At 36.5% G+C, this 19976-nt stretch carries 17 protein-coding genes; 4 read left to right on the top strand and 13 right to left on the bottom strand.

What is annotated here, in order from left to right:
* Nucleotides 1–245 precede the first annotated feature (245 nt).
* A complete protein-coding gene (locus A5821_RS17360; RefSeq protein WP_086312199.1) occupies nucleotides 246–908 on the top strand; it encodes a 5-bromo-4-chloroindolyl phosphate hydrolysis family protein in 663 nt (220 codons plus the stop codon).
* Between the two features lie 125 nt (nucleotides 909–1033).
* Complete coding sequence (locus A5821_RS17355) at nucleotides 1034–2221, top strand: toxic anion resistance protein (RefSeq protein WP_086312198.1); 1188 nt, start codon at nucleotides 1034–1036, stop codon at nucleotides 2219–2221.
* Nucleotides 2222–2331: 110 nt separating this feature from the next.
* Here the strand turns inward: A5821_RS17355 and A5821_RS17350 are convergent, their stop codons facing one another.
* The 6 genes from A5821_RS17350 to A5821_RS17325 all read right to left on the bottom strand — a co-directional run bounded on the left by A5821_RS17350 (nucleotide 2332) and on the right by A5821_RS17325 (nucleotide 8681).
* Complete coding sequence (locus tag A5821_RS17350; protein ID WP_086312197.1) at nucleotides 2332–3483, bottom strand: mannitol-1-phosphate 5-dehydrogenase; 1152 nt, start codon at nucleotides 3481–3483, stop codon at nucleotides 2332–2334.
* On the bottom strand, nucleotides 3480–3914 hold the full coding sequence (locus A5821_RS17345; protein WP_086312196.1) for a PTS sugar transporter subunit IIA: 435 nt from the start codon (nucleotides 3912–3914) through the stop codon (nucleotides 3480–3482). The genes A5821_RS17350 and A5821_RS17345 overlap by 4 nt, the downstream gene beginning before the upstream one ends.
* A gap of 1 nt (nucleotide 3915) precedes the next feature.
* The gene (locus tag A5821_RS17340; protein ID WP_086312195.1) at nucleotides 3916–5997 is read right to left on the bottom strand and encodes a BglG family transcription antiterminator; all 2082 of its coding nucleotides are present in this window, start codon (nucleotides 5995–5997) and stop codon (nucleotides 3916–3918) included.
* Nucleotides 5998–6102: 105 nt separating this feature from the next.
* The gene (locus A5821_RS17335; protein ID WP_086312194.1) at nucleotides 6103–7548 is read right to left on the bottom strand and encodes a PTS mannitol transporter subunit IICB; all 1446 of its coding nucleotides are present in this window, start codon (nucleotides 7546–7548) and stop codon (nucleotides 6103–6105) included.
* Between the two features lie 271 nt (nucleotides 7549–7819).
* Nucleotides 7820–8065, bottom strand: a complete 246-nt coding sequence (locus A5821_RS17330) for a hypothetical protein (RefSeq protein WP_249921850.1) — start codon at nucleotides 8063–8065, stop codon at nucleotides 7820–7822.
* A gap of 70 nt (nucleotides 8066–8135) precedes the next feature.
* Nucleotides 8136–8681 (bottom strand): biotin transporter BioY, encoded by a 546-nt coding sequence (locus A5821_RS17325; RefSeq protein ID WP_086312192.1) that lies wholly within the window; start codon nucleotides 8679–8681, stop codon nucleotides 8136–8138.
* Nucleotides 8682–8962: 281 nt separating this feature from the next.
* Here A5821_RS17325 and A5821_RS17320 point away from each other — a divergent pair, with 281 nt between their 5' ends.
* Both A5821_RS17320 and A5821_RS17315 read left to right on the top strand, forming a co-directional pair.
* On the top strand, nucleotides 8963–9790 hold the full coding sequence (locus tag A5821_RS17320; RefSeq protein WP_086312191.1) for an NUDIX domain-containing protein: 828 nt from the start codon (nucleotides 8963–8965) through the stop codon (nucleotides 9788–9790).
* Between the two features lie 25 nt (nucleotides 9791–9815).
* Nucleotides 9816–10337, top strand: a complete 522-nt coding sequence (locus A5821_RS17315) for a GNAT family N-acetyltransferase (RefSeq protein ID WP_086312190.1) — start codon at nucleotides 9816–9818, stop codon at nucleotides 10335–10337.
* 193 nt (nucleotides 10338–10530) lie between these two features.
* Here the strand turns inward: A5821_RS17315 and A5821_RS17310 are convergent, their stop codons facing one another.
* The 7 genes from A5821_RS17310 to ilvD form a co-directional block, all read right to left on the bottom strand.
* Nucleotides 10531–10932: a VOC family protein gene (locus tag A5821_RS17310; RefSeq protein WP_086312189.1), complete on the bottom strand. Its 402-nt coding sequence runs from the start codon at nucleotides 10930–10932 to the stop codon at nucleotides 10531–10533.
* 140 nt (nucleotides 10933–11072) lie between these two features.
* Nucleotides 11073–12941, bottom strand: coding sequence for an acyltransferase family protein (locus A5821_RS17305; RefSeq protein WP_086312188.1), 1869 nt, complete (start codon nucleotides 12939–12941; stop codon nucleotides 11073–11075).
* A 505-nt stretch (nucleotides 12942–13446) separates the two neighbouring features.
* Nucleotides 13447–14700, bottom strand: coding sequence for a threonine ammonia-lyase IlvA (ilvA, locus tag A5821_RS17300; RefSeq protein WP_170922915.1), 1254 nt, complete (start codon nucleotides 14698–14700; stop codon nucleotides 13447–13449).
* An 89-nt stretch (nucleotides 14701–14789) separates the two neighbouring features.
* Nucleotides 14790–15785: a ketol-acid reductoisomerase gene (gene ilvC / locus A5821_RS17295; RefSeq protein WP_086312186.1), complete on the bottom strand. Its 996-nt coding sequence runs from the start codon at nucleotides 15783–15785 to the stop codon at nucleotides 14790–14792.
* A gap of 54 nt (nucleotides 15786–15839) precedes the next feature.
* Nucleotides 15840–16322 (bottom strand): acetolactate synthase small subunit, encoded by a 483-nt coding sequence (ilvN, locus tag A5821_RS17290; protein WP_086312185.1) that lies wholly within the window; start codon nucleotides 16320–16322, stop codon nucleotides 15840–15842.
* Nucleotide 16323: 1 nt separating this feature from the next.
* Complete coding sequence (gene ilvB, locus A5821_RS17285; RefSeq protein WP_086312184.1) at nucleotides 16324–18018, bottom strand: biosynthetic-type acetolactate synthase large subunit; 1695 nt, start codon at nucleotides 18016–18018, stop codon at nucleotides 16324–16326.
* Between the two features lie 13 nt (nucleotides 18019–18031).
* The gene (gene ilvD / locus A5821_RS17280) at nucleotides 18032–19723 is read right to left on the bottom strand and encodes a dihydroxy-acid dehydratase (RefSeq protein WP_086312183.1); all 1692 of its coding nucleotides are present in this window, start codon (nucleotides 19721–19723) and stop codon (nucleotides 18032–18034) included.
* Between the last annotated feature and the right edge of the window lie 253 nt (nucleotides 19724–19976).

Here is a 19976-nt window from a genome sequence, read left to right as displayed (position 1 = left end):
TTCCATTATACATTAGGTTTCTCTATTTTTCTCATATTTCTTTTTGACTTTTTTGTGAACACTTTGGCCTTTTCTACATCTAAAGTAGTAAAAATCACTGTTTTCTCTTGTCATTTCTTACATTTTCTCTAAATATCAAAATCAACCTTTGGACTGATATTCTTTATGGAGCACAATGTGCTAAAATAACTTATATAGCGAAGGATAGTAACTTTCGATGGAATGAATGATTGGAGGGAATTTAAATGAGAAAAGGAAAGCTTATACAAGTAATTGCTTATTTATTTTTAGCAGGTTTAGTTCTGCGTTTTATTACTGGTGTACATCTACCAGCAGTTGTCGTGGTTCTTTTGATTCTATTAGTGCTACTTTTTACTGGTTCAAAGAAAAAAGGCGCAAAAAAGGAAGATCAATTGCCGAATCTCACAAAGTCTAAAGAAGAACACTATGAAACGATCGGAATGTCGGATCAAGAAATCGACTTTTTCCGTGATACAATGAATACAACTAAAAAACAAATCGTTCAATTACAAGAAAATATGAACGCTTCTACTAAATTAAGAGCAATTGACTTACGTAATGATACATTACGAGTATCAAAAGCCTTGTTTAAAGAATTAGTTAAAGATCCAAAGAAATTACACTTAGCAAACCACTTTCTTTATACCCACTTACCTAACCTAGTTGATTTAACTAGTAAGTATCTGGAAATAGACGATCATGAAATCAAAAACAAACAAACGTATGAAAAGTTGGAAGAAAGTGCTCAAATTATCGATCAAGTTTCAAAATTAATCAAAAAAGACTACGAACAGTTTGTCGCAGATGATTTAGAAGATTTAGATGTTGAGATATCCGTTGCTAAAAATAGTTTAAAAAGAGATAATGAGAGTAGTAATAATCAGTAAATATTTTCCCGAAAGATTACCCTTATAAGTTAACCTTTTGGGAAAATGAAACAAAGAACGGTGCAATTCTGAATTTCTAAAGGATCAACCAATTTGTTTCGCTTTTAAATTTAGGAGGAATCATAATGGAAAATGACCAAAAAGAGGTAACACCAGTAAATGATACACTGGATGATCTATTAAATAACCCGTTTTCAACACCTATCGATTCATTAACAACCACGCAGCAAAGTGAAATTTCTGCTTTACAGGATCAGCAAGTTGCTGCTCGTTTAGTCGATAAATTGCCAGCAGACAGACAAGTCCAAGCAAGAGAGCTTGCTTCAAAAATCGATGTCCAAGACTCACAAGCCGTGATCACTTACGGTTCTGCTGCTCAAACAAAATTAAGTGAGTTTTCACAGTCAATGCTAAATCATGTACAAGCTCAAGACATTGGTCCTGTCGGTGATTCATTGACTGATTTGATGTATCGCTTAAGTGAAGCTAACCCTGATCAGCTTCGAGCTGGTGAAGGGAATTTCTTCTCCAAAATGCTTGGCAAAGTGAAACAATCTGTTTTTGAAATCACCGCAAAATATCAAAAAATCGGTGCTCAAATCGATAAAATTTCAATCAAATTAGACCACGAAAAGAACGGTCTTTTAAAAGATAATTTAATGCTAGATCAATTATACAATAAAAATAAAGACTACTTTGATGCATTGAATATTTACATCGCAGCTGGTGAGTTGAAGATGGAAGAACTGCAAACTACGATCATCCCTGAAGCTATGAAAAAAGCGGAAGAATCAGGTGATCAAATGGATGTTCAAATCGCAAATGACTACACTCAATTTTTAGATCGTTTAGATAAACGAACCCATGATTTACGTTTAGCACGTCAAATCACGATTCAACAAGCACCACAAATTCGCTTGATCCAAAATACAAACCAAGCGCTAGCTGAGAAGATTCAAGCATCGATCAATACTGCGATTCCACTTTGGAAAAACCAAGTTGTGATTGCTTTGACCTTATTACGACAAAAAGATGCAGTTACTGCACAAAGACAAGTATCTGAAACAACCAATGATCTATTGAAGAAAAATTCTGAAATGCTTAAAATTTCAGCAATCGAGACTGCTAAAGAAAATGAGCGCGGTATTGTTGATATCGATACATTACAAAAAACTCAAAATGATTTAGTTGAGACAATTCAGGAAACCCTAAGAATCCAGCAAGAAGGTAAAGAAAAACGTCGTGCTGCAGAAATCGAATTAGGTCATATGGAAGAAGATTTAAAAAATAAATTATTGGAACTAACTCAATAATACTAAAAACCCGCACAATGCTTTTTATGCTTGTGTGGGTTTTTGAACTACCAAAGTATTTTATTCTTAAAGACAAATACAATCAAAATAACTTCTATTGCCGAGATTTTTTAAACTAATTCATGATAGGAAGTTCGAATTTTCTCAAATAATTTGGTATAAGGCTTAAGTCCCGTATATTGTTCAATCGCTTGATCCAATCCTTGTTCTTCAATAGCTTCTTGTAAAGCACAGGCTTCTGCATCTGTTGGTTCTTTAAACTTCATTGCGGCTGCAATCGCAATTGCTAATGCTTTGGGCGTCTCATTAAAGGCTTCCGCAAATTGTCTTGCAGGTTGAATAAATCGATCATTCTCACCTATTTTTCTAATTGGAGACCGTCCAACTCGTGTAACATAATCTGAAACATGTGGATTTTTAAAACGTTCAATGATCTTATCAATATACGCTTGATGTTCTTGATGAGGAAATTGAAATTTTTTCTCTAGCAAAGCTCCCGTTTCTTCCAATGCACTTCGTACAATAAACAAAACTTTTTCGTTATGGATTGCATCTTCGATCGACTCTATATTCCTCATATAGCCAAAATAAGCTGTGACAGCATGTCCAGTATTCACTGTAAATAATTTTCTCTCAATATAAGGTGTTAGATCAGATACATAGTTCAATCCCAAAATTTCTGGTGCCTGCTTTTCATTCGATGGTTTTTCTACCACCCATTCATAAAAAGGTTCTACTGTTACAGTTAGCGGGTTTTTATGTTCTTGATTTGGAACAATGCGATCAACAGCCGAATTAGGAAATGCTACAAACTCACGAGCATATTCTTGGGCTGAGACAGATAATAAGGGCAATACAGCAGCTTGAAGAATTTGAGAGGCCCCAATCATATTTTCACAAGCAATCACACTTAAGTAGCGCTTTGAATCCTTTCTTCGTTCAATCCCTTTTGCAAGGATTTCCGCTAACCTCGGTAAAATCGTAGGACCTACCGCAGTCGTAATGATTTCAGCTTCACTGATATACGCTAGTAAAGTTTCACTTTCAGTAGTACTGTTAACAGCTTTGATATTTTTAACTGTAAATGATTCTTGTTCAGCGTTTGCCAAAATGACTTCATACTGCTTTTGAGTGTTGATTTCCTCTACGATTTTTTCATCTACATCAGCAAAAATAACTTGATAACCTGATTGAACGAGTAACCAACCAATAAAGCCTCGACCAATATTCCCTGCACCAAAATGGACCGCCAGCTTTTTCATACACTCACCTCACCTTTAAATAGCTCAATGACTTTCGCTTCTGATTCAGCATTCAGCAATTGCTCCACATTCGCTATTTCAGAGCATACTAGGGCAATATTAGATAATAATTCTAAATGTTCATCCCCTACACCTGCAATACCAATGATCAATTTTACTTCATTACCGTCAAAATCCACACCTTCTGGTACTTGTAAAATAACGATTCCAGATCGATCGATCAAATGCTTTGAATCATCTGTTCCATGAGGAATTGCTACCATATTACCAATGTATGTTGTCGTTAAATTATCTCGTTCAAGCATTTTTTCAATATACTCCACAGCCACATATCCTTGCTGTGATAATTGTTTCCCTGCTGCTTCAATTGCTGCTTTTTTAGTAGAAAAGCGTTGATTTAAAACGATATCTTCCTTTTTTAATGTGAGCATATTACTTTTCCCTCTCTTCTATAAAAGTTAGTAATTTTTGAACAACATATGTCGTAATTTCTTCATTCATACCTTGTTCCAACTGCTGAATCATGTGTTGATCATTGACGAATAGCGTACTAATATAGCTAATAACTTCCAATCCTTCTTGTGAAAATTTTTCTGGAGCGAGTAGCAAAACAATCCGATCAATTGCTATTTTTGTTTGATCCATCGTTTCTATAAAGATAGGCTGTTCTAATGAAAATAACTGAAAAAATGGTTCTTTGATCGTTTCATTTCGAGCATGAAACATTCCAATTTTTGTACCTGGAATACCAAACGCTTTCCAATTTCCATCATATAAAAATGTCCTGACTAGCGCCTCAACATCTAATGCAGGTGCTTTTTCCAAAAGTTGCGTGCAAATGACACGAATCGTATCTTCCATTGTTCCTAGATTTTTATTCAAATTGGAATAGCTAAAATTTTTTAAAATCGTTAAAACGATTGATGTAAATAGTTGCCGTTGCTCTAAAAAATGAGTAGCTTCAAGTAACGTCAATTGCACCGCTTGCTCTTGTTCAGCAATTTGCTTGTGATACCCATTGTGTAAACTTTTTAAAAAAACACTAATTTGAGAAAGTTCTCTTTCCGTTAGAATAGGTGAAACTAAAAAATAATCAAAATCAACTGAACCTAAATCGATCGTAGAAATAATGATATTATAATGACCTTCAGCCTTTTTTCTTCCTAGTTCAAACAAAGAAACTGTTTCTAATTTTTTCAGTTGTGGAATCCTTTGACGTAATCGGGTAACTAACATTCTTGAGGTCCCAATGCCACTTGCACATACGACTAGTCCTGAAAAACTATTTTCGCTTTCTAGTTGTAAAAGTACGGCACCAAAATGCAAAACTAAATACCCAATTTCTTCATCCGGCGCTGAGTTTTTTTTGTAAACCTGATCAAATGCCCGCCTGACAACTTTGAATAAGTCTGCATAGTCTTGTTTGATCGAATGGATTAGTGGATTATATATTCGCATCCCTTGTTGTAATCGCCTTAACGTTGGCCGCAAATGAGCAATCAATCCTTTCGTCAAAAGTTCTTTTGGCAGTTCTTGTTTTAATTCAGATTCAACTCGCTCAATCAATTTGTTTACTAACAGCATCACTTCTAATTCGTCATTCTCTAATAAATGAATCGTACTTTCAGTTGTTTTTACACCTCTGAGATGTGTTGTAATGTATGCCGCTTCCCCAGCTGGTACAAACTCTGGTTCCATCTCTAAAATATCTGCTAACAATCCTTGTGCAGTGATAAATTCTGGATAGCTAGTCATTTCATCGCTACTTGTACAAGCTTGAATATAATTTCCTGCAATCATTCGTTCTACTGAAATAGAAATGTGTACAATTAAATTTGCATACGCTTCATCACTGATAGTCTCCAAATTGTTGTTGCGCCAGATTTTAATGGTCTGTTCCACTTTTTTCAATAACGGTTCACTGACCAAATCCAATAAACGACCTTCTATCCTCTCACTAGTAACTAAATCACGAGATTTGTCTTGAAAAAATTTTAGCAGTTGGTAATCGGGAAATTGCTGCCCAAAAAGCTCACTCATCAATCGCCTTTTTTGAGCTTCATCGGCTTTTAAAGATACACCAAATCCTCTTTTTCTTTCGATTTCAACGTTTTTTGGCAGTTGTTCTTCTATTTTAGTAAGATCGTTACCAATCGTTGAAACCGTGACATTCAAATCATTCGCTAACCCGACCAGTTTTAGACTTTCTTCTTTTAATAGCAATTTGAGAATTTTCTGCTGTCGTTCTTCTGGGCTGTATTCATTATAAGATAAGTCCATCAACTGCCAACGGAAGCGCTGTTTATCTGAATCATGTCCATTTAATAATAAAATTCCATGTTCTTTCACCAATTTAAGCTTGTAGGAATCAAGTACCTCTTCAACCTCTTTTAGATCACGTCGAATGCTTCGCTCACTAACACTTAAATCTTCTGCTAGTTCATTCATTAAAACGGAGCGCTTATTGATCAACAACTGTTCCAGGATCAACCGAGCTCGTGCTGAAAGATACATAGAATTCCTCCTTAGATTAAAAGCAAAACAGGCCCACTTGACTCCGTCTGAAAAATAGGAAATGATCACTGCGGAACATGCTTGGCTAGATAAGATCATTACTGTTTAGATAGATGTCATTACTGCTGATAATTTTTCAACTAATTCATCATATTTCACACTGCTTAGAAAATTATCAACAGATACATGATAAGCTTTAGGTAATTTTTCTTTTGCTCGTGAAGTTAGATCTTTATGTGTCACAACAATATCTGCATCATTTGGTAATTGAGATATCGCGGAATTGACTACTTCGATCGGTAAACCAGCTTTTTTTACTTTATTTCTTAAAACGGAGGCTCCCATAGCACTAGACCCCATTCCAGCATCACAAGCAAAAATAATTTTTTTCGTATTAGCAAGCGTCTCAACTGTATCACTCATTTTCTCAGCTGCCGAAAAGCTTGTTGCAACATCTGCTGTTCCAATTTTCCGTCCTTTTAATGCGCTGGACTTTTCAGTTGCCTCTTCAATTGTTGTCTCTGTTGTCTTTGATGCTTTTAAAACAACTGTCGAAATCGCAAATGATACTACCGTTGCCGCAATAATTCCCGCAAATACACCTAGATAACCATCTCGAGGTGTCATTGCTAAAATAGCAAAAATACTTCCAGGTGAAGCTGGAGCTACCAATCCTGCATTAAATAATGAAAATGTCATAACTCCCGACATCCCTCCACCAATTGCTGCAAGAATTAAAATAGGTTTCATTAAAATATAAGGAAAATAAATTTCATGGATTCCACCTAAAAAATGGATGATGATTGCACCAGGTGCTGTCTGTTTTGCACTACCTTGAGCAAAAACTGTATAAGCTAACAAAATCCCTAGTCCAGATCCAGGATTTGATTCTAGTAAAAACAAAACAGAACGACCTGTTTCTGCTGCTTGTTCAATTGCAATTGGACTAATTACGCCATGATTGATGGCATTGTTCAAAAATAGTACCTTTGCTGGTTCTACAAAAATACTTGCTAAGGGAAGAAGTCCATTATTTACTAATAAACCAACCCCTGTTGCCAAAATATTATTCAAGCCTTCAACAGCAGGACCCACGATTAAAAAGGCAATAATCGCTAAAGCCGAAGCTAAAATACCCGATGAAAAATTATTGACCAACATTTCAAAACCTGGTTTGATTTTTCCATCGACTAACTCGTCAAATTTTTTAATACAATATGCACCAGCAGGACCAACTATCATTGCACCAAGAAACATTGGAATATCAGCCCCCGTTATTACACCCATCGTGACCATTGCCCCAACGACTCCACCACGAATATCATAAACTAAACGGCCACCTGTAAAACCAATCAAAATTGGCAATAAATAAGTAATTGTCGGGCCCGTTATTTCATTTAATTGTTCATTAGGAAACCACCCCGTAGGAATAAATAAGGCTGTCAAAATCCCCCACGCTATAAATGCTCCAATATTCGGCATGATCATTCCACTAAGAAAACTACCAAATTGCTGAACTTTTACCTTTATATTTACTTGCGTTTGTTCCATCATTCTCCTCCTCTTTCTTAAAACAAGAAAAATACTGAATCTTTTGATCTGCGCAGATCACTCCTTTGACAAACCTTTCGTTGTCTTCTACATTGTAAACGCTCACTTATAAGGATTCAAGAAGATGAAAATGCAATTTTGTCCAACCCTTTCGGACAAAACTTGAAGAGCTACTTATCCTTTGCAGCCAGTTGTTTCGGTTCAATCGTGTACAACAAAAAAACTGAACGGAGCGAAAATGCTCCGTTCAGTTACTCTATATAATGTTCATCTAACTAAAATAGATAGAATCATGGATTGAACAGTTCGGGTTAAACGAATGCTTGCAATTCAAACATTCCGTCTGCGCCATGTATTCGGTAGCAGTCATTTCATGCTCACAGTTACCACAAAGAACAACTTTTGTGTCAGGGGCAATTGAAATTGGCCAAGGTAAAAAAATATGATTTTCCAATTTATTATGACAATGAAAACAAGCATAATATTTTTTACAAGAGTAACATTTGTTCGCAATCACATCAACTGGCGAATGATAATGCGTGCATCTCCCTTGCTCATCAATTATTGAGCCAAATATTTTCACCAACTCAATCTCTCCTTTTAGAAAGAGATTTTGAGATTCTCTTTGCTACAAAGGCTGTCATAAACGCTTTAATAGCATCTCCAGGAATAAACGCTAAGCTGCCTAGTAAACTTTTAGACAAAGAGACATTTGATAAAAGACTGACACCAATAGCACCACAAAAATCAATAAATAGAGCACCAAAAAGAAGTGTTATCCCAAAGCCATAGGCAATATTTTGATTATGTGGATTAAACTTTTCAGTCATCCAACCGATAAAAAATGTCGCAAACGGATAAGCTAAAAGATATCCCACGGTAATCCCGAAAAAGACTGTCATTCCTCCTCTTCCACCAGCTAATATTGGAAATCCTATCCCAACAAGAAGTAAAAAAAGGAGTGTGGCAATCGTTCCATTTTTCTTCCCAAGAAGTAATCCGCTAAGCATAAAACCAGCATTTTGAATAACGATCGGCACTGGCAAAAGACTAATCGGGATTGGCGGAAAAAAGCCTAAAACAATAATAATACTGATCATAATAGCTATTTGAGTGATATCCTTTGTTTTCATTCGTTCCCTCCAAAATATAAACACTATTTACATCATTAAAAATACTACTTCCATTTTCGTTTGTCAACCGAAAACAAAAATAAGTTAACTAAAAAACAAAAAATAAACACTTCGCTTGCAAATATGTCATGAAAGTACTTAATTTGATGCAAATGACTATTTCTTCCTCAGCACTCAACGACTTTTATTGAAAGAAAAACACGTCTTTAGTTGTTTTTCCTGATGAGAATGATACAATAAAGTAAAAATTACTTTTATCTAATTTAGAGAGGATGACTAACTTGACACACTTTAGTTCAAAGGAAGAAGAAAAGCAATACTACGAACAGCAAGCCGATGAAGCTGACTTTCTAAAATGGTACCATCAACAAGAACTTCCTGAATACGAAAAACCTTCTCTGACTGTGGATATTGTTTTGATGTGTTATAACAAAGAAGAAGATCAATTGAAAATACTATTAATTAAACGAAAAGGACATCCTTACAGAAACTCTTGGGCTTTGCCTGGTGGATTTGTAAATAGAAATGAATCCACCGGTGAAAGTGTTCTACGAGAAACAAAGGAAGAAACAGGCGTTGTTATTTCTAAAGACAATATAGAGCAACTTCACAGTTTCAGTAGACCTGATCGAGATCCTCGCGGTTGGGTAGTAACTATTAGTTATTTAGCATTTATCGGCGAAGAGCCGTTGATTGCTGGAGATGATGCAAAAGAAGTCCGATGGTTTACAATGGAACGTCAAAAAAATATGCTTTCTCTTACAAACGATGATGTAGAAATAATTTTAGACTTAAACTCAGGTGCATCAACTGGAAAGGATACATTGGCTTTTGACCATAGCGAAATTATTTTAAAAGCGTTCAATCGAGTAGCCAATAAAATGGAACATGATCCCCAAGTCCTTCAAGTTTTAGGCAAAGATTTTACTATTACTGAAGCTCGAAAAGTCTTTGCTAAGTTTTCCGGCACTGATTATAAAACAATTGATCACTCAAATTTTAAAAAAGCAATGCTTCATCATTTCGAAGAAATTGGCGAACGTCCTGTCGGGATCGGACGTCCTTCTAAAATCTATCAGCTAAAACCAGAAAACTCATACAAAAAATAAGGATCAATAAAGAAGGATAGAGAATATGGCTAGATATTTAAGAAAAGCTGTCCCAGAAGATTTAGGTAAAATCATGGAAATTATTGCTGCCGCAAGGCAAATGCTTCATGACCAAAAGATCCCTCAATGGCAACATGGTGAAGGGCCAAATGAAAAACAATTAGAACAAGACATTTTCCTACAGCAATGCTATGTTCTAATTATCGATCAAGAAATTGCAGGACTAGGAATCCTTTCAACCACTGCCGAATTGCCTTATGAGCAGATAAGAAATGGACAATGGCAACAAACCAATCAAAAATATGCAGTCATTCATCGAGTTGCTCTTGATCCTATGTATCAAGGGCAGGGTCTGGCCTTACTTTTAATGAATTATCTCATTACAACTGCTCGATTAAATGATTACCTAGATATTCGAATTGATACGCATCCAGATAATAAAACAATGCAACGTCTCATAAAAAAAGCTGGTTTTACCTATCAAGGAGAAATTTTATTACCTGTTTCTAACGGTGAACGAGTTGCGTATCAATTGGTGATATCCTAAATAAAATAAAACACATGACAAGAGCCTTTTAATTTTGAGCAATCTGACTCCGAATAAACAGTGGAAAAACCTGACTTTTTCACATCGTTTATTCGGATTTTTTGATGCCATTAAAAACACTCCAACTGTCTTGCCCCAGTCACAAGATAGTTGTTGGCTTTCGTACAAAGATTTTCTATTTTTTCATTCACTCTTAGTAATCCAGATTATCTCGAAACTCAATAATCGTTCCTTCAGGTGCTTCAATTTTGAACAATGAGCCATTTTCAACATGATAAATCTTTTGATTTTCTTTTGTTAAAAAAACTACATCGAATTGTTGAAATTTCATTTTTGCGGCTTCCAAGTCTTCTACATAAAAACAAATATGCACAGGACCTGTCGTCTCTTTGTCAAATGGCGCAACCTGCTTATTTTCTTTGCCAGTTTGAAGTTCTAAGTAAAAGTCAGACGATTTAAGCCAACTGTTGTATGCTCGACCATGAAAATTCTTTGTTTCCTTTACAAGGGCAAACCCAAGAACATCTGTATAAAATTCAAGACTTTCCTGATATGTATTTGTTTGAATGCACACGTGATGGATTTTTATATTCAACTTGCTCACTCCTTAAATCATTATATGTATTCCTCTTCTATTCATATTTATTCAATTATACACTGTAATTCTTCCTACTAACATAAAATAAGAAGATGAAACAAAACTTAAAAGCTGTTTTGTCTCATCTTCTTGAGTGATTATTTTACAATCTGCTTCGCTATAAAACTTGAATATTTCACTTGACCATCTACATTTGGATGAACGCGATCATCATAAAACCATTCATCATGTGCATTACTATAATTATACCAGTCAATAACTACTAAATTTTTATATTTCTTCTTCATCGTCTCTAGCATAGCATTTACTTCGTTTTGCCATCTGCGTGTAGGCACGCGAACATTGATCCAATAAACTTTACGTTTAGAACCGATTGCTGTCATAAACTCATCGAATTGAGCCTCTGTAAATGAGCCATTCGTCCCTAGTCCCACTAAAACATTATTTTTCAATAATTTTTCTTTGTCTAATTTTTCGATAATAGGTGTGCTGGTATACAACTGTCTGCCAACTTCGCCATCAACGATCATCTTAGGGAAAATTTCCTGTAAGCCTGCTGCAGCATCAAGAATGACTGAATCTCCAAAAGCGGTAATTTCCATTCCTTGTGCTTTCTTGACTTCTTCCTTAGTTAAATCAAAATTCCCCTCTGGTGCACTAGTTGACTCTTTTGCTGATTCTGTTGTTTTTCCTTCATTTTTAGCTTTTTCCTCTGCTTTTCTCTGATCTGCCTTCTTCTTATTGGCTTCAATGTTTTTTTGCAACTGTTGTTGATCCGCTGTAACTTCGTTAGAAGGTGCAACAGCAAACGCAAAAAGTGCAAAGCATGATAAAACGACGCTGATCAAAGCAGTAACCTTAGGCACTGTCACCCATGGTTTACGGAAGAAATCCTTAATTGCAAACCAAGTATATTGATAATAAAATTTGCCTAATGGTTTTTCAATAAAGCGATAGGAAAGTTCACTTATTCCTAGGATCAATACAATTTCAATCAGTGAGTGTAAGAATACATGATCACTTAAATTTTTGATTTTAGCTTCATAAAAAATCATAACTGGAAATTGATACAAATAGATACCATAGCTTCTTCTTCCAAACCAAGTAAATACTGGATTTGTCAGCCAGCGATTTAAATCAGCACCTGGATGCGCTGTGACTGCAACTAAAATCGTAGCAAAAATACTAACAATAAACATTCCTCCGTAATAGACAAAGGAAAAATGATCTGCTAAGAATAAAAATGAAATCAACAATACAACCAATGAAGCAATACCGACACCGTTCAATAGCGTTTTAGCTTTTATCGGAATTTCCTCTTTTAAACGGAAACTCGGCCAAACAAAAGCCAACGCACTCCCCATCAATATAGAAAACAGTCTTGTATCTGTTCCATAGTATACTCTCGTTGGATCAGATCCAGGAGTATATAGAACCGCCATCAAAATTCCAGAACCGACAGCTAATGCCATAATCAAACCAAAAATTTTACCACTATGCTTAACGTACCTTTTAAGAACAATAAATAACAACGGCCAAATCAAATAATTCTGGGCTTCAACCGCTAGTGACCAAATATGAGTAAATGGTGACTGAGTTGTAAAACGATCAAAATAAGAAAAACCTCTGAAAATCTGCCACCAATTATTATAGTAAAATACACTGCTGGCGACAACACTTCGTAAGTTATTCAATAAATCTCTTTGGAAAAATACAATGTAGGCTGATGCCGCCACAAGCATAGCTACTAAGCCAGGGTAAAGCCGTTTCATCCGCCGAATATAAAATCCTTTAACATCAATTGTTTCAGTTTGAAGCCATTCTTGTCTTAACAAATCGGTAATTAAGTATCCAGAAACTGCAAAAAAAATAGGGACGCCTAAATAGCCCCCACGCATTATATTAGGGAACAAGTGATAGAGAATCACGCCGACGACCGCAATAGTTCGAATCCCATCGAACCCGGTAATATAACGGCGATTTTCTAACCTTTTTTTATTATTCATTTATATTCCAACTTTACTTATATACTTTTTTATATTTCGAGTAATTTTTAACAAAGGAAACATGATTTAAAATTGACAGATGATAGAAAAAATAAGTCGTAGTTGACCCAAAAGGGGGTCTGTAGAAGTGTTAAAAAATTTCTATCGGGCTCATGCTCTTTGACGGTCGTTGTTTTTCTGACCGATTTAATGTAGTAAGTTTAATATACGTTCTTTCTGAACAAATGGCAAGAACTCTCTCTCTTTTTTTTTAACTTTTTAAGCAAATTTTAGATATTTTTATAAAAAAAAAGATTGGACAATATGCAAGAATTTGATTCCGCAGATTATCCAATCAACTAAACGATATATTAATGTTTTTTTATAGGGCATTTTATAGCGACCAGACAGTGTTTTCACTATAAAATTTTGTTCGGGTATACTTTTTTTGGGAACAAGATAAGACTTTTTATATGATCAAAATCTTCAAAACACTTTATCTTATTCTCTCATTGATTTATTCAGATTAAACTAACAATGCATATAATGACGGATTATCACTAAGATCGATAAACTTAGGATCAAACGTGGTCATCTTTTCTAGTAAATTTGGTAATTCCTCTTTATCTTTCAACAGTATCCCTAAAACCACAGGACCAGTGCCGCGATTAACTTTTTTGGTATACTCAAAACGTGTGATATCATCATCGGGACCTAAAATATCTGTTACAAACTCTCTTAATGCGCCTGGACGTTGCGGGAAATTGATGACAAAATAATGTTTTAGCCCTTCAAAAATCAATGAACGTTCTTCGATTTCTTCCATACGATTAATATCATTATTGCCACCGCTAATAATACAAACCACGTTTTTTCCAATAATGTCATCTTTGACCAACTCTAATGCTGAAACACTTAGGGCACCAGCGGGTTCTACAACGATTGCTTGTTTGGTGTATAGCTCTAAAATCGTTGAACACACTTGTCCTTCATCAACAGCTATCAGTTCATCAACATACTCAAGCGCGTGTTGATAAGTTAAATTCCCAACTTGCTTGACTGCTGCACCATCTACAAATTTTTCCACACTATCTAACATTACTGGTTTGCCTTCATCAAATGCGGCCCGCATTGATTGGGCTCCAAGTGGTTCTACGCCAATTACAGCTGTTGTAGGACTGACACTTTTGGTATAGGTTGAAACCCCACTAACTAATCCACCACCGCCAATTGCTGCCAATAAATAATCCACTTGGAATTCAGATTCTTTTGCTTCTTGAAATACTTCAACTGCCACTGTTCCTTGCCCAGCCATAATATTTAAATCATTAAAAGGATCAATAAATGCTTGGTTATTGGTTTGAGCATATTCTTTGGCAGCTTTTGCAGAAGCATCAAAAGTATCTCCAATCAATTTTACTGTTACTTCATCTCCTCCAAAAAATTTTACTTGAGAAATTTTTTGTTGAGGTGTCGTCGTTGGCATAAAAATCGTAGCAGCAACTTTCATTTCGTGACAGGTAAATGCCACTCCTTGAGCATGGTTTCCCGCGCTGGCACAAACAACACCATTTTTCAGCATATCATGAGGAGTTTGTTTAATCGCATAATACGCCCCTCTTAATTTGAATGAACGAACTTTTTGTAAATCTTCTCTTTTTAAATAAACGTTGCATTGATATTTTTGCGATAGATACAAATCGTACTGTAATGGTGTTTTCGTTACTACATCTTTTAACGTATCGTATGCTTCTTCAACTTTTGCTTTTGTTAGTTTCAACAAATTCTCCCCACCTTTATTATGTAATAAAAAAGAGACTGAGATGGAAGCATTCAGCTAGTTTCTCAGCCTCTTGTTTAGTATTTATTTTAGTCTTCTCTTGAAACGAACGGCATCATTTTACGCAATTCTGCTCCAACTTTTTCAATTGGGTGTCCAGCATTTTCTTTACGCATTTGATTGAATTCTTTAAAGCCATTTTTATTATCATCGATAAATCCTTTAGCAAATTTGCCGTTTTGGATATCTGTTAAAACGTCTTTCATATTCGCTTTTGCTTCTGCTGTAACAACGCGAGGTCCTGAAACGTAATCTCCGTATTCCGCAGTATTTGAGATAGAATTACGCATTTTCTCAAATCCTCCTTCATAAATAAGGTCAACGATCAATTTCAATTCATGACATACTTCAAAGTAAGCTAATTCTGGTTGGTAACCAGCTTCTGTTAACGTTTCAAAACCTGCCTCGATCAAGCTTGTAAGACCACCACATAATACTGCTTGCTCGCCGAATAAATCCGTTTCCGTTTCCTCTTTGAATGTAGTTTCTAATACACCAACACGAGTTGCGCCAATTCCTTTAGCGTATGATAAGGCTACATCACTTGCTTTGCCTGTTGCATCTTGATAAACCGCAAATAACGCTGGTACTGCAAATCCTTCTGTAAAGGTACGACGAACAAGGTGTCCTGGTCCTTTAGGAGCAACTAAGAAAACATCCACATCTTTTGGTGGGTTGATTACATCAAAATGAATATTGAAGCCATGTCCGAATGCTAACGCATTGCCTGCTTCTAAATTTGGTGCAATTTCATTGTCATAAAGATCTCCTTGAATTTCATCAGGAGCTAAAATCATGACTACATCTGCTTTTTTAGATGCTTCTTCAACTGATAATACATCAAAACCATCATTACGAGCAGCTTCTGCTGATTTTCCTTCACGAATTCCGATGATTACTTGATTGCCATTATCTCTAAGGTTTTGCGCATGTGCATGTCCTTGTGAACCGTAACCGATAATTGCGATTGTTTTTCCTTCTAATTGATTGTTTTCTACTGAGTTATCGTAATATACTTTTGCCATTCTTGAACCCTCCAAATTTTTTATGCTTATAAGCGTATGCTTTAAGACCCGTTTTTAGTTGTTGCCTCTAGTAAAACCTGTAACACCAGTTCGCGCTAGTTGTTTGATGCCATATGGTGCAACAACATCAACGAACGCACTGATTTTTTCGCTGGTACCTGTGACTTGGATCACGACAGAACGTGTACCGACATCGATAACATTCGCTCTAAATGGATCGATCACTGAGAATAGTTCAGCTCGAACAGCTGCTGGAGCATTGACTTTAACCAATGCTAATTCTCTTTCTAAATGTGGTTCATCCGTAATATCGGAGACCTTGATCACATCGATTTGTTTATTTAATTGTTTGGTCACTTGTTCACTTTCATTTAAATCTGCCACTTGGACAACGATCGTGATTCTTGAAACATTGTCTAATTCTGTCGGACCTACAGAGATGCTATCGATATTCACTTGTCTACGTGTCAACACACCACTAAAGCGATTTAAGACACCAGAATTATTATTGACAGTTGCTGTAATAATACGTCTCATTTTAGTCCACCCCCAGCATCTGATAGTTGGCTTTACCAGCTGGAACCATTGGCAGTACATGTTCCGTTGGCGATACCATAACTTCGATCAACAAAGGCCCTGTCTCTTTAAACGCTTCTGTCAATTCAGCTTCTACCGTTTCTGGATCTTCTATTCTGATCCCTTTGATATGATATGCTTCTGCCATCTTCACAAAATCCGGCTGTGTTTCAAAAACTGATTCAGAACGACGTTCACCGAAGAAACTTTCTTGCCATTGACGCACCATTCCTAGCGAGCGATTATTCAAGATTACGATTTTGATCGGAATATTGTATACATTCAAAATTGCTAATTCTTGGTTTGTCATTTGGAATCCGCCATCACCAACAAAAAGGACGACTTCTTTATCAGGACAGCCTAATTTTGCGCCGATTGCAGCTGGAACGCCGTAACCCATTGTTCCTAATCCACCACTTGTAACGAGTTGCTTTTCATTTTTAAATGGATAAAACTGAGCGGCCCACATTTGGTGCTGCCCTACGTCGGTTGCAACAATTGCCTCGCCTTTTGTCAATTCTCCAATAAACTCAATGACCTTTTGCGGTTTGATTTCTGCTTTTTGTTCTTTATCATATTTAAATGGATGCCGTTTTTTTCTTGAAAGATTAAGCTTTCTCCAATCTGTAGTATCTGCACATTCTACCTCGATTTTCAGCATTTCTTTCAGCGTTTCTTTGGCGTCTGCTACGATTGGGATTTGTGTTTCAATCGTCTTACCAATTTCAGCTGGATCGATATCAACATGAGCAATCAGTGCATTTGGCGCAAATTCTTTTGGTGCGCTAGCTAAACGATCATCAAAACGAGAACCTATATTGATCAAAAAATCGCAATCAGTCAATGCCATATTTGCTGCAAACGAGCCATGCATACCGCCCATTCCTAGAAAAAGCTCATTCGTTGTTGGAACTGCTCCTAGCCCTAATAACGAACTTAATGTTGGTATTTGATATTTATTGATAAATTCTACTAATTCTTTTCCAGCATCAGCATGTAAGACTCCTGCTCCAACCAGTACTAATGGTTTTTTTGCCGTAGTTAATGCATCCATTAATTTTTTTACTTGAAGTTTATTCGGTTTAACTGTTGGTTGATAGCTTGGTAAGTTCAGTTTAACCTCAATATCTGCATCGGTCTCCATTATCGTTATATCTTTTGGCAAATCGATCACAACGGGGCCTTTTCTACCAGTTGTTGCTATATGAAACGCTTCTTCAATGATCCTTGGTAATTCTTTTGTTTCCCGAACTTGATAATTATTTTTTGTAATTGGCATCGTAAGCCCAATAACATCGGCTTCTTGAAACGCATCTTTACCGATGCCATCAGTGAGGACTTGTCCAGTAAAAACAATCATTGGAATTGAATCACTCATCGCATCAGCAATACCAGTGATTGCATTTGTTGCACCTGGACCACTGGTTACGATGACAACTCCTGGTTTGCCAGTCGCTTTTGCATATCCTTCAGCCGCATGAACGGCACCTTGTTCATGTCTTGTCAAAATATGAGGAATGTCTCCGTCATACAACGCATCGTACAAAGGAAGGACTGCTCCACCAGGATATCCAAAAATCATCTCTACTTCTTGCTTCAACAACGCATCAATCAAAATCCTTGAACCATTTTTCATTTTTCTCTGTTGTTCTGCCATGAGCTTCCCTCCTCTAGTCTAGCAAATCATCTGGAATCTGCATGATTCCTCCTGTATGAGCTGATGTTACTAGTGCCGTATATCGAGCTAAGTATCCTGTTTTTACTTTTGCTTTGAATTTCGGCAATTGGTCGTTTCTTTTAGCCAACTCTTCATCTGAAACATGTAATTCTAATGTCCGATTTGTTAAATCAATTTCAATTTCATCGCCATCTCTAACTAGTGCAATCGGACCGCCTGCTGCTGCTTCTGGTGAAATATGACCTACAGCGATTCCGCGAGTCGCTCCTGAAAAACGACCATCGGTAATCAAAGCAACATCTTTTCCTAAGCCTCTTCCAACAATACTTGAAGTTGGTGCTAGCATTTCCGGCATTCCAGGACCGCCTTTTGGTCCTTCATAACGAATCACCACAACATGTCCTTTTTTTACAGTATGATCATCAATGGCTGCAACGGCTTCATCATGAGAACTAAAGCAAATCGCTTTCCCTACAAATTTTTTGATCGATGGATCCACTCCACCAACTTTGATTACACTGCCTTTTGGCGCAATGTTTCCATATAAAATAGATAAACCACCAACTGGGCTATATGGATTTTCTTTTGGATGGATAACTTCTTCATTTTTGATGACTGCATCTTGAACATTTTCACGAATCGTTTTTCCTGTAACTGTAATTCGATCTGGATGGATTGCATTTCCTAAATCGACTAACTCTTTCATGATTGCTGGAACCCCTCCTGCTTCATGAACATCGTGCATTGAGTACGCAGATGATGGCGCAATTTTAGATAAGTAAGGAACACGTTCAGCAATCGCATTAACTTCTTCTAAGTTGTAGTCGATCTCAGCTTCATTAGCAATTGCTAATGTATGCAAGACTGTATTGGTCGAACCGCCCATCGCCATGTCTAGTGCAAAAGCATCATCAATTGCTTCTTTTGTGATGATATCTCTTGGTTTCACTTGATTTTTGACTAAGTCCATTAAATGAAACGCTGATTTTCTAACGAGTTCTCTCCGTTCATCTGATACAGCTAAAATCGTTCCATTTCCTGGTAAGGCCATGCCTAAAACTTCCATCAAACAATTCATCGAATTCGCTGTAAACATCCCCGCACATGAACCGCAAGTCGGACAAGCATTTTGTTCCATAAAGTTAAATTCTTCTTCAGTCATCTTACCTTCTTTAAAGGTTCCGACTGCTTCAAACATGTTAGAAAGAGTGGTTGTATGTCCTCTAGGATCAACCCCGGCTTTCATTGGCCCACCTGAACAGAAGATTGCTGGGACATTCGTTCGAACACTTGCCATAAGCATTCCTGGAGTGATTTTGTCGCAGTTTGGAATATAAAAAACACCATCAAACCAATGGGCATTGATTACTGTCTCTGCTGCATCCGCAATGATCTCTCTACTAGGCAGTGAGTAGCGCATACCAATATGTCCCATGGCAATTCCATCATCTACCCCAATCGTATTGAATTCAAAAGGAATCCCTCCTGCTTCACGGATCGCCTCTTTGGCAACATCTGCTAACTCTCTTAAATGCACATGACCTGGTACAATATCAATATAAGAATTACAAATTGCTATAAACGGCTTCTGCATATCTTTGGCATTTTTCACTTGACCCGTCGCATAAAGTAAACTTCTAGCGGGTGCGGCTTCAATCCCTTTTTTTATTTGGTCACTACGCATTTTTCATCCACTCCAATTCAATTGTCTACAGAAGAACTTATATTTTATTCTCCTGATTCATTTTTGTATTTACTTCACTTGCTTCTCTACATCACTTTTTACAAAAAAAGACATCCCATCGATTAAATGGGATGTCTTAGTAAGAACCCCATCTACCAAAGACAAACAGGACTCAAACATCTGCGAAATTTCTCAGTGTTCTAAGTCCTACACGATAAAATAATGACTAATACGTGATTGTTGTTTGTCTTTT

This window comes from Enterococcus sp. 7F3_DIV0205 (assembly GCF_002141365.2).
Classification (GTDB): Bacteria; Bacillota; Bacilli; order Lactobacillales; family Enterococcaceae; genus Enterococcus_L; species Enterococcus_L palustris.
The sequence above is the reverse complement of the archived record's forward strand: the minus strand, read 5'-3'. Positions and strand labels throughout refer to the sequence as shown.

Bases quoted from the DNA above. Each gene is read 5' to 3' on its own strand.
- A5821_RS17360 (WP_086312199.1), top strand. From the start codon at position 246: ATGAGAAAAGGAAAGCTTATACAAGTAATTGCTTATTTATTTTTAGCA.
- A5821_RS17355 (WP_086312198.1), top strand. From the start codon at position 1,034: ATGGAAAATGACCAAAAAGAGGTAACACCAGTAAATGATACACTGGAT.
- A5821_RS17350 (WP_086312197.1), bottom strand. From the start codon at position 3,483: ATGAAAAAGCTGGCGGTCCATTTTGGTGCAGGGAATATTGGTCGAGGC.
- A5821_RS17345 (WP_086312196.1), bottom strand. From the start codon at position 3,914: ATGCTCACATTAAAAAAGGAAGATATCGTTTTAAATCAACGCTTTTCT.
- A5821_RS17340 (WP_086312195.1), bottom strand. From the start codon at position 5,997: ATGTATCTTTCAGCACGAGCTCGGTTGATCCTGGAACAGTTGTTGATC.
- A5821_RS17335 (WP_086312194.1), bottom strand. From the start codon at position 7,548: ATGGAACAAACGCAAGTAAATATAAAGGTAAAAGTTCAGCAATTTGGT.
- A5821_RS17325 (WP_086312192.1), bottom strand. From the start codon at position 8,681: ATGAAAACAAAGGATATCACTCAAATAGCTATTATGATCAGTATTATT.
- A5821_RS17315 (WP_086312190.1), top strand. From the start codon at position 9,816: ATGGCTAGATATTTAAGAAAAGCTGTCCCAGAAGATTTAGGTAAAATC.
- A5821_RS17305 (WP_086312188.1), bottom strand. From the start codon at position 12,941: ATGAATAATAAAAAAAGGTTAGAAAATCGCCGTTATATTACCGGGTTC.
- ilvC (WP_086312186.1), bottom strand. From the start codon at position 15,785: ATGGCAAAAGTATATTACGATAACTCAGTAGAAAACAATCAATTAGAA.
- ilvN (WP_086312185.1), bottom strand. From the start codon at position 16,322: ATGAGACGTATTATTACAGCAACTGTCAATAATAATTCTGGTGTCTTA.
- ilvB (WP_086312184.1), bottom strand. From the start codon at position 18,018: ATGGCAGAACAACAGAGAAAAATGAAAAATGGTTCAAGGATTTTGATT.
- ilvD (WP_086312183.1), bottom strand. From the start codon at position 19,723: ATGCGTAGTGACCAAATAAAAAAAGGGATTGAAGCCGCACCCGCTAGA.